At 74.2% G+C, this 13,727-nt stretch carries 12 protein-coding genes and 1 pseudogene; 5 read left to right on the top strand and 8 right to left on the bottom strand.

The features are described from left to right. Positions 1-346: 346 nt before the first annotated feature. Together OG948_RS14355 and cofD are read right to left on the bottom strand one after the other, a co-directional pair. Positions 347-1,681 (bottom strand): coenzyme F420-0:L-glutamate ligase, encoded by a 1,335-nt coding sequence (locus OG948_RS14355; RefSeq protein ID WP_406296762.1) that lies wholly within the window; start codon positions 1,679-1,681, stop codon positions 347-349. Then, entirely contained in the window at positions 1,681-2,643 is a 963-nt protein-coding gene (gene cofD, locus OG948_RS14350; RefSeq protein WP_406296760.1) for a 2-phospho-L-lactate transferase, read from the bottom strand. Before cofD ends, OG948_RS14355 begins: the two co-directional genes overlap by 1 nt. 715 nt (positions 2,644-3,358) lie before the next feature. On the opposite strand from cofD, the gene OG948_RS14345 reads away from it, so the two are divergent. Beyond that, positions 3,359-4,357 carry an NAD-dependent epimerase/dehydratase family protein gene (locus OG948_RS14345; protein ID WP_406296758.1) on the top strand — a complete coding sequence of 333 codons (999 nt, stop codon included), beginning with the start codon at positions 3,359-3,361 and terminating at the stop codon, positions 4,355-4,357. A gap of 305 nt (positions 4,358-4,662) precedes the next feature. On the opposite strand, the gene OG948_RS14340 is transcribed toward OG948_RS14345, so the two are convergent. Then, positions 4,663-5,775: a sensor histidine kinase gene (locus OG948_RS14340; RefSeq protein ID WP_406300257.1), complete on the bottom strand. Its 1,113-nt coding sequence runs from the start codon at positions 5,773-5,775 to the stop codon at positions 4,663-4,665. Beyond that, positions 5,772-6,467 carry a response regulator gene (locus tag OG948_RS14335; RefSeq protein ID WP_406296756.1) on the bottom strand — a complete coding sequence of 232 codons (696 nt, stop codon included), beginning with the start codon at positions 6,465-6,467 and terminating at the stop codon, positions 5,772-5,774. Before OG948_RS14335 ends, OG948_RS14340 begins: the two co-directional genes overlap by 4 nt. A 219-nt stretch (positions 6,468-6,686) precedes the next feature. On the opposite strand from OG948_RS14335, the gene OG948_RS14330 reads away from it, so the two are divergent. The 3 genes from OG948_RS14330 to OG948_RS14320 are packed head-to-tail and all read left to right on the top strand — an operon-like array spanning position 6,687 to position 8,715. Beyond that, the gene (locus tag OG948_RS14330) at positions 6,687-7,382 is read left to right on the top strand and encodes a glycosyltransferase family 2 protein (RefSeq protein WP_406300256.1); all 696 of its coding nucleotides are present in this window, start codon (positions 6,687-6,689) and stop codon (positions 7,380-7,382) included. Further along, a complete protein-coding gene (locus OG948_RS14325) occupies positions 7,379-7,999 on the top strand; it encodes a DUF2064 domain-containing protein (protein ID WP_406296754.1) in 621 nt (206 codons plus the stop codon). The genes OG948_RS14330 and OG948_RS14325 overlap by 4 nt, the downstream gene beginning before the upstream one ends. Further along, positions 7,996-8,715, top strand: a complete 720-nt coding sequence (locus tag OG948_RS14320; RefSeq protein ID WP_406296752.1) for a class I SAM-dependent methyltransferase — start codon at positions 7,996-7,998, stop codon at positions 8,713-8,715. Before OG948_RS14325 ends, OG948_RS14320 begins: the two co-directional genes overlap by 4 nt. Before the next feature lie 760 nt (positions 8,716-9,475). Here OG948_RS14320 and OG948_RS14315 read toward each other — a convergent pair. Together OG948_RS14315 and OG948_RS14310 are read right to left on the bottom strand one after the other, a co-directional pair. Then, positions 9,476-9,982: a hypothetical protein gene (locus OG948_RS14315; protein ID WP_406296751.1), complete on the bottom strand. Its 507-nt coding sequence runs from the start codon at positions 9,980-9,982 to the stop codon at positions 9,476-9,478. Beyond that, positions 9,979-11,145, bottom strand: coding sequence for a molybdopterin-dependent oxidoreductase (locus OG948_RS14310; RefSeq protein WP_406296749.1), 1,167 nt, complete (start codon positions 11,143-11,145; stop codon positions 9,979-9,981). Before OG948_RS14310 ends, OG948_RS14315 begins: the two co-directional genes overlap by 4 nt. A gap of 209 nt (positions 11,146-11,354) precedes the next feature. Between OG948_RS14310 and OG948_RS14305 the strand changes: the two are divergent. Further along, positions 11,355-12,467: pseudogene (locus tag OG948_RS14305) on the top strand (glycosyltransferase 87 family protein); the annotation flags it as partial. Between the two features lie 260 nt (positions 12,468-12,727). On the opposite strand, the gene OG948_RS14300 reads toward OG948_RS14305, so the two are convergent. Together OG948_RS14300 and OG948_RS14295 are read right to left on the bottom strand one after the other, a co-directional pair. Next, complete coding sequence (locus OG948_RS14300) at positions 12,728-13,126, bottom strand: rhodanese-like domain-containing protein (protein ID WP_406296747.1); 399 nt, start codon at positions 13,124-13,126, stop codon at positions 12,728-12,730. After that, positions 13,123-13,686 carry a cysteine dioxygenase gene (locus OG948_RS14295; RefSeq protein ID WP_406296745.1) on the bottom strand — a complete coding sequence of 188 codons (564 nt, stop codon included), beginning with the start codon at positions 13,684-13,686 and terminating at the stop codon, positions 13,123-13,125. Before OG948_RS14295 ends, OG948_RS14300 begins: the two co-directional genes overlap by 4 nt. Between the last annotated feature and the right edge of the window lie 41 nt (positions 13,687-13,727).

Genomic DNA, 13,727 nt, shown 5'->3' with positions numbered 1-13,727 from the left:
GGCGGCGGGCACATCCCGCCGCCGCGCCCGCAGGCCCCGCCGACCATCGGTGGAGCCTCGGCAGGGAGTCACTGACACGGCGTGAAGCCCCCGGACATCGGCCGGACATCGCTCCCCGACACCACGTCGGCGGCGGTGTGGACCCACCGAATCCGGGCCGGTAGCGCCAGGCGGCAGAGACCGTGCGGAAGGGGTGGGCCCGCCATCGACGACGATGGCGGGCCCACCCCTTTTTGTTCCGGGTGCTTCGGTTTGGTTCAGGGCTTTGGTTGGTTTGGGTCAGAGCTTCGGTTCGGTTTTCGGATGCTTCGGTTCGGTTTTCCCGGGTGTCTGGGACGCGCGCCGCTCAGCGCACCACGATCACGTCGTCCGCCGTGCGGACCGGGCGCTCCCGGGGCGGCTCGGCCGGGCGGCCCACCGCGATGGCGCCCATCGGGTCCCAGTCGGTGGGCAGGGCGAGCGTCGCGCGAACCACGTCCGGGCAGAACATCGTCGAGGACACCCACGCCGACCCCAGACCCTCCGCGGTCAGCGCGATCAGGAGGTTCTGTACGGCGGCGCCCGCCGACACGGTGAACATCTCCCGCTCGGCGCCGGCGCGTACCGGGTCCGGGTAGGTGTGCGCGCCCTCGGTGACCAGGCACGGCACCACCAGGTACGGAGCCGCGCGCAGCACGTCGCCGCGCTTGGTCCGGCGCGCGATCCGGTCCTCGTCCAGCCCGTCCGCGCGCAGGTCGGCCACCCACGCGTCACGCATCGCGTCGAGCAGCGCGGTTCGGGCGGACGCGCTCTCCAGGAGCACGAACCGCCACGGCACGGTGTGGTGCGGCGCCGGCGCGGTGATCGCGGCGGCGACCGCGCGGCGGACCGCCGCCGGGTCGACCGGCTCGTCGGTGAACGCGCGCACCGTACGTCGCGCGGTGATCGCGGTTCGGGCGCCCTCGGCGATCGCCTCGGCCGTGCCCAGGCGGAACATGTCGTCCTGGGCGCCGCGTACCAGCGGGCGCACTCCGGCGCCGTCCGCGTCGGTGACCAGGCCGTCCAGGCCGCGCACGATCGCCACCGGGACCGCGCCCGCCTTGCCCTTGACCAACTCGGCCGCGCTCGCGAGTTCGTCCACCACCGCGGTGATGGTCACCGCGAGCTCGTTGCCGTGCGTGTCGGTCCGACCCCGGTGGTCGTCCACCGCGTCCAGCCCCGCGACGCCGATCGCCACGTCGGTGACCCCGTTGCGCCAGGGCCGACCGAAGGTGTCCGAGACGACGACGCCCACCCGTACGCCGGTTCGCTCGGCCAGTGCCGCACGCAGCCGGCGCGCCGACGCGTCCGAGTCCTCCGGGAGCAACAGCAGCGTGCCGGGCTCGGTGTTGGAGGCGTCCACACCCGCCGCCGCCATCACGAAACCGTGCCGGGTCTGCACTATCCGGGTATCGCCCCGGCGGGCGACCACGCGCACCGCCTCGGCGTCGATCACCTTCTCCCGATCGACCCCGCGCAGCAGCCGACCCTCGGCCTTGCTGAGGATCTTGGAGGTGACCACGAGTACGTCGCCGTCGAGCAGGCCGGGCCCGTCCGGGCCCGCCGCCGCGTCCGCGATCAGCCGGGCCAGGTCGGCGCCTTCGCCGATCTCGGGCAGGCCGGCCAGCCCGAGTACCGCGTAGCCGCGCGGCGGGGCGCCCATCAGCGCACCTCGTCCGCGAGCGCGAGCGCGGCGCGGGCCATCTCGGCGGTGGCCTCGACGTCGGTCATCAGCAGCGGGATCGCTCGGCACGCGATGCCGGCCGCCTCGACGGCGAGCACCGCGTCCGCGTCCGCGGTGTCCACCAGCCAGCCGTCCAGCAGGCCGGGCCCGTAGTGCTGCGCGACGGCGGCCGCCGTCGTCTCGACCCCGACCGCCTCCAGGACCCGGTCGGCCATCCCGCGCACCGGCGCGCCGCCGATGATCGGGGACAGCCCGACCACCGGCGCCTCGGCGGCCACCAGCGCTTCCCGGATGCCGGGCACGCCCAGGATGGTGCCGATGCTGACCACGGGATTGGACGGCGGGAACAGGATCAGGTCGGCCTCGGCGATCGCCTCCAGCACGCCGGGCGCGGGCTTGGCGGTCTCGATCCCGACCGGCACGATCGCGTGCGCGGTCGGCGCGGCACGCAGCCGGACCCAGTACTCCTGGAAGTGGATCGCCTTGCGGGTCCCGGGCTTGTCCGCGTCGTCGACCACGACGTGCGTCTCCACCCGGTCGTCGCTCATCGGCACGAGCCGGACGCCGGGCTGCCACCGCGCGCACAGCGCCTCGGTGACCGCCGACAGTGGATAGCCGGCGGCGAGCATCTGGGTCCGCACGATGTGCGTCGCGTAGTCCCGGTCGCCGAGCCCGAACCAGGTCGGTTCGACGCCGTACGCGGCCATCTCCTCGCGAACGCTCCAGGACTCGTCCCGGCGGCCCCAGCCCTGCTCCTCGTTGATGCCGTCGCCGAGCGTGTACATGACGGTGTCGAGGTCCGGGCACACCTTGAGCCCGAACAGGTGGATGTCGTCCCCGGTGTTGCCGACGACGGTGATCTCCGCTTCCGGAACGGCCGCCTTGAGACCCCGCAAGAACCGGGCCCCACCGATGCCGCCGGCAAGTACAACGATGCGCATGGGGCCAGTCTCGCAGGCTGCTTGTCGGGCGACTTCGTCGCCGGCTCGCGAGGGGGTGGGTCGTGGGTGGGGGCGTGGGGTGGCGGGCCGGAGTCGTGGGTGGGGCGTTGCTGCTTGTTGGGCGACTTCGTCGCCGGCTCGCGAGGCGCCGCTTTTTCTTTCCCCCGCTTCGCTCCTCCAAGAAAAAGCGGCGCCTCGCTCGGGACGGTGTGTCCCTGCGCTTCGCTCCGGGTCACACCGTCCCTACCTGCGGCTCCGCCGCTCTCCGCGCTTCGCGCGTCGATCACCGGGGTGGGGGTGGGTCGGGGGCGCTGACGCGTCGGGGGTGGGGCGAGCCGGGTTGTCCGGGTCGGGGGTGGGGCGTGTTCGGGGTGGTGGTTGTCACCGGGGAGGCGTCGCATCGGGGTGGTGGGGCGGTGCACTTGTGTCGTCGGTGCGGGAGGCGAGGCGCCGAGGTCGTGGGGGTGGCGGGTCGAAGGTGACCGGGTCGCGGGAGAAGACGTGCCGGGGGCGGGCGACGGGCGCGTGTCGCCGGATGGGACGGCCGAACCGACGGGGTCGTGGGTGTGGTGAGTTGGAGGTGGTGGGGTCGTGGGGGTGGCGGATCGATGCGTCCGGGTCGCCGGCGCGGGCGGGGGTGTGTAGGTCTTACGAACGGGTGACGTTGGTGTGGTTGGGGGGTTTCGGGGGTGTCCGCGTGTCTAGCGTTGGCGGTATGCGAATCCTGGTTACCGGCGGCGCCGGGTTCATCGGAGCACACGTGGTCGAGTGTCTGACCGAGTCGGGGCACGACGTGCGGGTGCTCGACGTGGTGGGGGTCGAGGGTGTGGACGCGGTGCGGGGGGACGTGCGCGATCCGGCGGTGGTCGATCGGGCGTTGGTGGGCGTGGACGCGGTGTGCCATCAGGCCGCCAAGGTCGGGTTGGGGCTGGACCTGAACGACGCGCCGGACTATGTCGGTTGCAACGACCTGGGCACCGCGGTGTTGCTTGCCGCGATGGCGCGGGCGGGGATCGGACGCCTGGTGTTGGCGAGTTCGATGGTGGTCTATGGCGAGGGCCTGGGTCATTGCGTCGAGCACGGTGAGGTGATGCCGGGTCCGCGGCCGGTCGAGGATCTGATGGCCGGCCGCTTCGAGCCGCCCTGTCCGACCTGCGGGCGCGCGGTCACTCCCGGCCGGATCTGCGAGGAGGCCGCACCCGACCCGCGCAACGTGTACGCCGCGACCAAGCTCGCCCAGGAGCACTTGGCCGGCGCCTGGGCCCGGGCCACCGGAGGTGTGGCCACCGCGCTGCGCTACCACAACGTCTATGGGCCGAGGATGCCGCTGGACACCCCGTACGCCGGTGTCGCCGCGATCTTCCGCTCGATGCTGCGCGCCGGCATGCCGCCGAGGGTGTACGAAGACGGCGGCCAACGCCGCGACTTCGTCCATGTCCGCGACGTCGCCACCGCCAACCTGGCCGCCCTGGAGCGCTCCGGCCACGGCCTGCGCACCTACAACGTGGCCACAGGCGTCCCCCACACGGTGGGCGAAATGGCCACGGCACTCGCCAAGGCCCACGCCGGCCCCACCCCGATCACCACCGCCGAATACCGCCTCGGCGACGTCCGCCACATCACCGCCTCCGCGGCCCGCATGGAATCCGAACTCGGCTGGCAAGCCCAAACCGACTTCGCCACCGGAATGGCAGAGTTCGCCACCGCCACCTGACCTCTCGGTCCACCCACCGACGCGGCCCCACACCCAGCGCTCGCCCCAACCCCCACCCCCGCGATCCAGACAAGCCGCCCGCCCCCCGACGCCGACGCCGGCGCGTCGACCCGCCACCCCCGCGACCCAGGCGCGCTGCCTGCCTGCGGTGACGACACGGGCGCGTCGACCCGCCACCCTCGCGACCTCGGAGCCTTGCCTCCCGCGCCGACGACGCAGGTGCGCCGACCCCCACCCCCGCGCCCCGCCAACACGACCCGCCCCGCCGACCCCAGTGCCCCATCCGCTCGGCCCATCCCCCGCCCCTACCCCGCCGGCAGTCGTACCTCGAAGCGGCATCCGCCGCCCGTGTTGGCCACCCCCACCCGGCCCGCGTGGGCCTCGACGATGCCTCTGACGATGGCCAGGCCCAATCCCGCGCCGCCGCCAGGGGAGGGGGTTCGGGCGTGGGTGCCGCGCCAGCCGGTGTCGAAGACTCGGGGGAGGTCCTCCTCGGGGATGCCGCCGCACGCGTCGGTGACCGAGACCACGACCTCGCCCTCGGCGGTGCGTACCCCGACCGCGACCGTGCCGTCCGAGGGGGTGTGCCGGATCGCGTTGACCAGCAGGTTTGTGATCGCCCGGGACATCTCACGGCCGTCCACCCGGACCGGGACCGCGACGATGTCCTCGCCCGCCAGCCGCACCGAGCAGGACCGGGCCAACGCCTCGGTGCCGGCCATCGCGTCCGCCACCAGATCGTAGAGCGAGACCCGGGCCAGGGTCAGCTTCAGGGCGCCCGCCTGGATCCGGGACAGCTCGAACAGGTCGTCCACCATGCCGCTGAGCCGATCCACCTCGATCCTGATCCGGCGGTGATAGCGCGCCGGATCCTCGGGCAGGTCGTCCTCCAGCGCCTCGGCCATCGCGCGCAGGCCCGCGAGCGGCGTGCGCAGGTCGTGCGAGATCCACGCGATCAGCTCGCGCCGCGCGTGCTCGACCGCCCGTTCGCGTTCCCGGGACTCGGTCAGTTGTACGCCGGCCCGCTCCAACTCTCGTCCCAACTCCGCGAGTTCGACCACCGCCGAGACCCGCCGCGACGGCCCCGGCGCGCCGCCGCCCAAGGCCCGCGCGGAGCCGCGCAGCGCGCGGACGTCGGCCACCACCGGGCGGCCGAGCAGCATCGCCACGCCGATCGCGAGCACCGCCGAGACCGCGCAGACCACCATCACCACGGTCAGGTCGTGCGAGGAGAGCAACATCGCCTGGGAGACCCCGACCGTACCCGCGGCCATGCCGGCTATCGTCACCACCGACATCGCGGCCAGCGCGACCGAGAGCGAACGATTGCGCAGCGCCCGCAGGCCGAGCAGGCCCAGCAGGGTGACGCCGAGCCCGCTGCCCGCCGCGATCAGGCAGATCAGCGCGAAATCCTTCACCGGCATCCGGGTTCGACCTCCAGCCGATAGCCCACGCCCCACACGGTCACCAGGAGCCGGGGCGCGGCCGGGTCGTCCTCGATCTTCTCCCGCAGCCGTCGCACGTGCACCGTCACCGTGGACTGGTCGCCGAACTCCCAGCCCCAGACCCGACGCATCAGCTCCTCCCGGGTGAAGGCCCGTCCCGGGCTGCCGAGGAAGAAGCACAGCAGATCGAACTCACGTGCCGTGAGCGAGAGTTCGTGGCCCGCGCGGAGCACGCGGTGAGCGCCGACGTCCACCTCGATGTCCGCGTGTCGCAGTACCGAGGGCGCCGCGGTCGGCGCGCCGGGACCCGCGACCCGGCGCAGCACGGACTGCACCCGCAGCACGAGTTCGCGCGGGCTGAACGGCTTGGTGACGTAGTCGTCCGCGCCGACCTCCAGGCCGAGCACCCGATCGCCCTCGTCGCCCAGCGCGGTCAGCATCACCACCGGCACCGGGCCGCGCTCGCGCAGCCGTCGGCAGACGTCCAGCCCGTCCATGCCGGGCAGCATCAGGTCCAGGACCACCAGATCGGGCATCTCGACGGCTGCCAGCTCGAGCGCGGTCGGCCCGTCGGCGGCGTGCGCCGTGTCGAACCCCGCACGTTCGAGATAGCCGACGACGACCTCGGCCACGGTCGGATCGTCATCGACCACGAGCACCTTCATGCCGGCGAGTGTAGGTGCGCGAAGGGGACGATTCCGGCGGGCGATCGATCCGTAAGCGGCCCGTAACCCACACGGCCGCATCGCCGCGACGTCAGCACTCCGTAAGCACGTCAAGCCTGGGGATGCGGCCGGCACGTACTTAGCGTGAGCCGCATGGAAGCCTCTTCGGCGCATCCCGCCGAGCACATGGAAGCCTCTTCGGCGCACCCTGCCGAGCACATGGAAGCCTCTTCGGCGTATCCCGCCGAGCATGTCGTGGACGTCGTGCTGCCGTGTCTCGACGAGGCCGACGCGCTCCCGTGGGTGCTTGCCCGGATGCCGGCCGGATACCGCCCCATCGTCGTGGACAACGGCTCGCGCGACGGGTCGGCCGCGCTGGCCCGCTCGCTCGGCGCCGGCGTGGTGGTCGAGGAACGCCGTGGCTTCGGCGCGGCCTGCCACGCGGGCCTGCTCGCGGCGACCGCGCCGATCGTGTGCTTCTGCGACTGCGACGCGTCGCTGGACCCGGACGAACTGCCCTCGGTCGCCGGACCCGTGCTCGCCGGCGACGCGGACCTGGTACTCGGCCGCCGCCGCCCGCAGACCTTGAACGCCTGGCCGCCGCACGCGCGCCTGGCCAACGCGGTCCTGGCCCGCCGCCTGCGCCGACGTACCGGAGCACGGCTGCACGACCTCGGCCCGATGCGGGCCGCCCGGCGCGCCGACCTGCTCGCGCTGGAGGTCTCGGACCGCCGCTCCGGCTACCCGCTGGAGACCGTGGTCCGCGCCGCCGACGCCGGTTGGCGGATCGCCGAGACGAACGTGCGGTACCTGCCGCGCTCGGGCCGCTCCAAGGTGACCGGCACGGTGCGGGGTACGGTCACCGCGGTCCGGGACATGAGCGCCGTCCTCGCCCGTGCCGGGCGGCCCGCGTGAGCACCCTCCTGGTCATCGCGAAGGCGCCGCTGCCGGGCCGGGTCAAGACCCGGCTGACCCCGCCGCTGACCCCGGACCAGGCCGCGGCGGTGGCCGAGGCCGCGCTCACCGACACACTGGCGGCGGTGCTCGCGACGCCCGCGCGCCGTCGGGTCCTGGTGCTCGCGGGCGAACCGGGGCCGTGGCTGCCGGCCGGCTTCGAGGTGGTGCCGCAAGGGGCCGGGGGACTCGACTTGCGCCTGGCGGCCGCGTTCGCCGGCTGTACCGGGCCGACCCTGCTGATCGGCATGGACACCCCGCAGGTCACCCCCGAACTGCTGACCGTGGACTGGTCGGCCGCCGACGCGTGGTTCGGCCCGGCGACCGACGGCGGATTCTGGGCGATCGGGCTGCGCGAACCCGACCCGTCGGTGTTCCCCGGCGTACCGATGTCGGTGCCGCGGACCGGCGCGGTCCAGCGGTCCCGGCTGCTCGCCGCCGGACTGACCGTGCGCGACCTGCCCACCCTGACCGACATCGACACGGCCGCCGACCTGGCCGCCGTCACCCGCGACATCCCCGGCACCCACTGCGCCGGCGTGGCCCGCGCACTGCTCGGCGGCGAGGTGTACGCATGACCCTGGTCCGCGAGCCCGAACGCGGGGCCGACCCGGCCAACGCGCGGTCCGACATCCCGGCGGACGCTCCGACCCACCTCGGGACGGAGGCCCGGACCACCGACCCGTACGCGCTCGCCCTGCGCGACGGCGGAGCCGTGTACGTCCGCCGGCACGGCCACCGTCGGCAACGCCTCGAACTGGCCCGCTGGTGCGCCGAACCGGACACCGCCGACGACACCATGCTCGCCCGCTGCACCGGTCCCACCCTGGACGTCGGCTGCGGCCCGGGCCGACTGGCCGCGGCGCTGAGCCGTCGAGGCGTGACCGCGCTCGGTGTCGACCCGGTGCCGACCGCCGTCGCGCGGGCCCGGACCGCCGGGGCCACCGCGTTGTGCCGGTCGGTGTTCGACCCGCTGCCCGGTGAGGGTCGCTGGGCGGTCGCCCTCCTCGCCGACGGCAACATCGGCATCGGTGGCGACCCGGGCGGGCTGCTCGACCGCATTCACGGCCTGCTCGCCCCCGGCGGCCTGCTCGTGGTGGAGACCGATCCACAGGACGTGTACGAACGCTTCGCGGCCCGGGTCGAAGACGACCGCGGCAGCCACGGCGGTGCCTTCCGCTGGGCCCGGGTGGGCACCCCGGCGCTGCGCCGGCTCGCCCCGACGCACCACTTCACCGTGACCGACACCTGGACCCACCCGGGCCGCGCCTTCGCCACCCTGCGCCGCTCCTGAGCCGTCGCCGCCCGGCTCCCAATCCGCGACGGCCGGGCTCGAACCCGCGCCGACCGCCCCGACCGCCCCGACCGCCCCGACCGCCCCGACCGGGCCGCGCCTCCGCTGCCCTGCGCCGCTCATGAGCCCTCGCGACCGGTCCCGAGCCGCGACGGCTGGGCCTAAACACGCGCCGACCGCCCCGACCGGGTCGCGCCTTCGCTGCCCTGCGCCGTTCCTGAGCCGTCGCCGACCGGCTCCCAATCCGCGACGGCCGGGCTCGAACACGCCCCGACCGCCCCGACCGGGCCGCGCCTCCGCTGCCCTGCGCCGCTCATGAACCCTCGCCGACCGGTCCCGAGCCGGCGACCCGGGCCTCCAACACGCGCCGAACCGGCTCGCCTGGGCCGTGCCTTCGCCACCCTGTACCGGTCCCGAGCCCGAATACGCGCCGACCGGCCCGCCTGGGCCGCGCTTCCGCCACCCCGCATCGGTTCCGAGCCGTCGCCGGCCGTCCCCGATCCGGCGACGGCCCGAGCCCGAATACGCGCCGACTGTCCCGCCTGGGCCGCGCTTTCGCCGCCCTGCACTGCCCTGAGCCGTCTCCGCCTGGCTCCAAAGCCGGCGACGGCCCGGACTCGACCACGCGCCGACCGACCCGCCGCCGACCCGCCGCCGACCCGCCGGCCGACCCGCACAGCCTGCCCCCGCCGACCCGCCGGCGCCAACCCGCACAGCCCCCCGCACAGCCCACCCCCCGCCGCCCCGCCGACCCGCCGCATCACCGCCCCTCAGCCGCGCCCCGGGCCTCACCCCCGTCTCGCTCTCGTCCCCGCACCCGGCGGAACACCACCACCCCCGCGGTCCCCACCACCACCCCCGCCCATACGATCGCCAGCCCGCGGCCGTAGTTCAGTGGAAGCACCGACGGGTTCTGCGTCGGCAGTGGCCGTAGCAGCGCCGGCAGCGCGATCAGCGTGCCCACGACGCCCACCGCCAGGCCGCCCAGCACGGTCCGTCGCACCCACGCGGCCGGCCTCCGCCCGAACCGCATCACCAACGCGCCGACGGTGAAGACCACGACGGCGAACACCCCGTCGTGCAGCAGCACTCCGGCGATCAACCACTTCGCCAGACCCACCCGCTCGGTCAGGAACGGGTCGTTCCGGACACCGGCCACGCCCCACCCGATGCCGGCCAACCCGGCGGCGCCCAGCACGAACCGGACGGCGCCCACCACCCGCCCGGTTCGCGGCGCGACCGGCTCGGGCTCCATCGCCGTACTCATCCCAGTACCTCCATGCGGGCGACCCACTTCGTCTGGAGCACGCCCGGCCGGTTCGGCGCGATGATCCGCGCCGGATACCCGTGGTCCTCGGCCAGCGGCGCGCCATTGAGCATCAGCGCCAGCAGGGTCGACGAGTCGCGGGCATACTCGTCCGGCATCTCCATCACCGAGTACGGACTGAACCGCTCGTGCGAGAACACCCGCAGTCGGGCTCCGGACGGCGCACCCGCCCGGGCCATCAGGTCCCGAATCCGCACCCCGGACCAGTGCGCCGACGCGCTCCACCCCTCGACACACGTGATCGGCAACGTCGCCTCGTGTTGCGCCATCGCCAACAGTTCGGCCCGGGTCAGCGCGAACGGTCGCGGGCCGACCACCTCCAGGCGCCACGCGGGATCGCGGACCGCCGTGAACACGCCCGCCGCGGCAGCCGTGCGATTCACCGGCAGGCCTTGCGGGCCGATGTCCGCCCGTCGCGGCGCCAGCACCGACACGCGCCCCAGCGGGGTCACCGTCTGCCCCACCGTGGCCAACGTGACCACGCCCACCCCGGCGCCGAGCACGGTCAACAGGCCGCGCCGCGAGGGCCCTTCGGGATCGGCCGGCCCGCCCCGGGGCCGCCGCCAGTGGGCGAGGATCAGCGGCAGCTTCACCGCGACATGCAGTGTGATCGCCCCGGCCGCCACCCACGCGATCCAGTAGTGCGCCGGTACGAACGGGAACGGCCACGGATACCACTGCACGATGTTCAGCAGCCCGGTGACGAGTTCGAAGATCGCCGCCATCATCAGCACCGCGATGGACAACCGCTCCAGCGCCTGCCCCACCGACTTCGCCGGCGGCCAGGCGAACAGTCGCGGATAGACCACCCACAGCTTCACCAGAAGCAGCGGCACCGCCGCGATCCCGGTCGCCACGTGCAGCCCCTGGGTGACCCGATACCCCCACACCGGCCGGGACGGCAGCGCGAGCCAGTACGGCTGATGCTGGAGGAGATGGCTGAACAGGCCGGTCAGGAAGCAGATCAGGAAGGCGAGGCCGAGCAACCGGCCGACGAGGACGGCCGTACGCGGATCGTGCAGAGCGCCGCGGAACGCGCCGGCTCGGAACGGACCGCGCCGCAACGCGGCGGGCGGGTCCGGCAAGCGGATGTCGAGCTTCATCCCCCCAGCCAACGCCGAAATCCCCCCGCAGGCCCCCATTGACCGCCTTACGGAGTGCTGACGCTCGACCGAGGAGACCCGGTCGCCCTACGGAGTGCCGACGCTCGACCCCAGGAGACCCGGACCGCCCTACCCCGACCGCCTTACGGAGTGCTGACGCCCGGCCCGGGACGCCCCGAAAACGCCCCCACCGCCGACACACTCGCCGCATGGCATCGAGCACCGCCGGCACGAGCACCCCCACCACCGGCACACCCGGCATCGGCACCCCCGCCACCGGCACCGCGACCACGATCACCGCCGTCGGTACCGGCCTGGGCCTGACCGTCGCCGTCGGCTTCGCCGTACACGGCCCGTGGACCCACCCCGGCAGCGTCGGCGTGTACGTCGTGTACGGCGCCGCCTGGGCGCTGTTCGCGCTCGGCGCCTTCCTCGTCCACCGACTCCCGGTGCGCCGTGCGGTGGTGCTGATCCTGGCCGGTGCGGTCGCGCTGCCCGTCCTGGCCGCCGGCGCCCCGCCGCGCACCAGCGACGACGCCTACCGCTACGCGTTCGACGGGCGGGTCCAGGCCGCGGGTCGCTCGCCGTATACGCACGCGCCGGCGGATCCCGAGGTGGCCGGCTTCCGCGACGACTGGCTGTTCCCGCCGGGCGAGTGCTCGGGGTGGTTCGAGCACCCGCTGCCGGACGGCGCGTGCACCCGGATCAACCGGCCCGAGGTGCACACCATCTACCCGCCGGTGGCCGAGGCGTACTACTGGCTCGTGCACGTCGCGACCCCGCCCGGCCGGCCCGAACCCGTCCAGGGCGCCGCCGCGTTGCTGGCGATGCTGGTGAGCGCCGCGCTGCTGCTGGTGTTGCGCCGGTTCGGCCGCGACCCCAGACACGCGGTGTGGTGGGCGTGGTGTCCGATGGTCGCGCTGGAGAGTGGCAACAACGCGCACGTGGACGTGCTCGGCGTGCTGCTCATGGTGCTCGGCCTGGCCGCGATCGCCGGCCGCCGGCCGCTCCTGGGCGGCGTGCTGCTCGGCGGCGCCGCCGCGACCAAGATGTTCCCCGCCGCCGCGCTGGCCGGCGGCGTACGCCGGGCCCCGGTGCGACTGCTGGGCGCGGCCGCGCTCACCGTCGTGCTGGTCTACCTGCCGCACGTGCTCGCGGCCGGCCCCGCCGTGCTCGGCTACCTGCCCGGCTACCTCAAGGAGGAGCGCTACGACGACGGCGCGCGTTTCGGTCTGCTCGGCCTGGTGCTGCCGACCGACCTCACCCCGTACGCGGCCGTCGTCGTGCTGATCGTCCTGGCCGCGGTCGTGGCGGCCCGGGCCGACCCGGACCGCCCGTGGCACGGCGCGCTCACCCTGACCGGCGGCATGTTGTTCGTGCTGACCCCGGCCTACCCGTGGTACGCGCTGCTCGTGGTCGCGCTGGTGGCGCTGGACGGGCGCCGCTGGGAGTGGCTCGCGCTCGGCCCGGCGGGGTACGCCCTCTACCTCACCTGGGGCCTGGAACCGACCCCGGGTCAGGTCCGGGCCACCCATCAACTCGGCTACGGCGCGGCCCTGCTGCTCGTGCTCGGCGTGGCGCTCTATCGCCGAGCGCGGCCCGCCGACGGCACCACCGGCAGGCCCGCGGCCTTCCACGCCTGGAAGCCGCCGATCAGGTCGGTCGCCTCGGACAGCCCCAGGTCCACCAGCGACGCCGCGGCGAAACTGGACGCGTAGCCCTCGTCGCACAACACGACCACGCGCAGGTCGTAGCCGGTGGCCTCGGCCACCCGCGCCGAACCCTCGGGATCCAGGCGCCACTCCAGATGGTTGCGCTCGATGATCAGCGCGCCGGGAATCGCGCCGTCGACGTCGCGCTGGAAGTCGGGGCGGGTGTCCACCAGCACCGCGCCGTCGTGGAAGGCGGCATGCGCCTGCTCGGGGGTCACCCGCGCCAGCCGGGCCCGGGCCTGCTCGAGGAGTCGGTCGACGGCGCTCACCACTGGTCCCCCGAACGCTCGACGCCCACCCGGCGCAGCGGCTCGAAGCTCGGCCGCGCGATGTCCTCGCCGGCGTCGTACAGGTTCATCGAGTCCAGCCGCGGTGCGTACACGTGCACGCTGATCGCGGGCTCGGTGCCCATGTTGGTCACCTCGTGTACATAGGTCGGCCCGAACACGCGGGTGGAGCCGGCGCCGAGCACCCGTTCGCGGGCGCCGGCCCGGCGCAACGGGGTGACCACCAGGGAACGCTCGTGCAGTTCGCCGGAGACCACGGTGAACACGCCGGACGAGCCGCCGTGGTCGTGCAGGCCGGTGCCCTGACCGGGCAGCCAGCTCAGCAGCCAGACCTCCATGTCCTCGGTCGCGGCGAGCCGCTTGTACCAGCGGGAGATCGGGTCGTAGCGGACCTGGTCGAGCTCGGCCGCGACCAGGTCGGCGTGCCGGCGGGCGAGCGCGGCGAGTCGGGCGACGGCGGGGCGGACGGGCGGGGCGACGGGCAGGGCGAGCACGGCGGGGGCGGCGAGCGGGTCGCCGGCGACGGTGATGTCGCTGGACATAGGGGAGTCCTTCGGGATGTCTGCGCTATTTCTCTGGCGCG

The organism is Embleya sp. NBC_00888, assembly GCF_045207655.1.
Taxonomy (GTDB): domain Bacteria; phylum Actinomycetota; class Actinomycetes; order Streptomycetales; family Streptomycetaceae; genus Embleya.
Note: the sequence above shows the minus strand (reverse complement) of the source record. Positions and strands in the feature narration are given on the sequence as shown.

Bases quoted from the DNA above. Each gene is read 5' to 3' on its own strand.
- OG948_RS14355 (WP_406296762.1), bottom strand. From the start codon at position 1,681: ATGGGCGCCCCGCCGCGCGGCTACGCGGTACTCGGGCTGGCCGGCCTG.
- cofD (WP_406296760.1), bottom strand. From the start codon at position 2,643: ATGCGCATCGTTGTACTTGCCGGCGGCATCGGTGGGGCCCGGTTCTTG.
- OG948_RS14345 (WP_406296758.1), top strand. From the start codon at position 3,359: ATGCGAATCCTGGTTACCGGCGGCGCCGGGTTCATCGGAGCACACGTG.
- OG948_RS14335 (WP_406296756.1), bottom strand. From the start codon at position 6,467: ATGAAGGTGCTCGTGGTCGATGACGATCCGACCGTGGCCGAGGTCGTC.
- OG948_RS14330 (WP_406300256.1), top strand. From the start codon at position 6,687: ATGGAAGCCTCTTCGGCGTATCCCGCCGAGCATGTCGTGGACGTCGTG.
- OG948_RS14320 (WP_406296752.1), top strand. From the start codon at position 7,996: ATGACCCTGGTCCGCGAGCCCGAACGCGGGGCCGACCCGGCCAACGCG.
- OG948_RS14315 (WP_406296751.1), bottom strand. From the start codon at position 9,982: ATGAGTACGGCGATGGAGCCCGAGCCGGTCGCGCCGCGAACCGGGCGG.
- OG948_RS14310 (WP_406296749.1), bottom strand. From the start codon at position 11,145: ATGAAGCTCGACATCCGCTTGCCGGACCCGCCCGCCGCGTTGCGGCGC.
- OG948_RS14295 (WP_406296745.1), bottom strand. From the start codon at position 13,686: ATGTCCAGCGACATCACCGTCGCCGGCGACCCGCTCGCCGCCCCCGCC.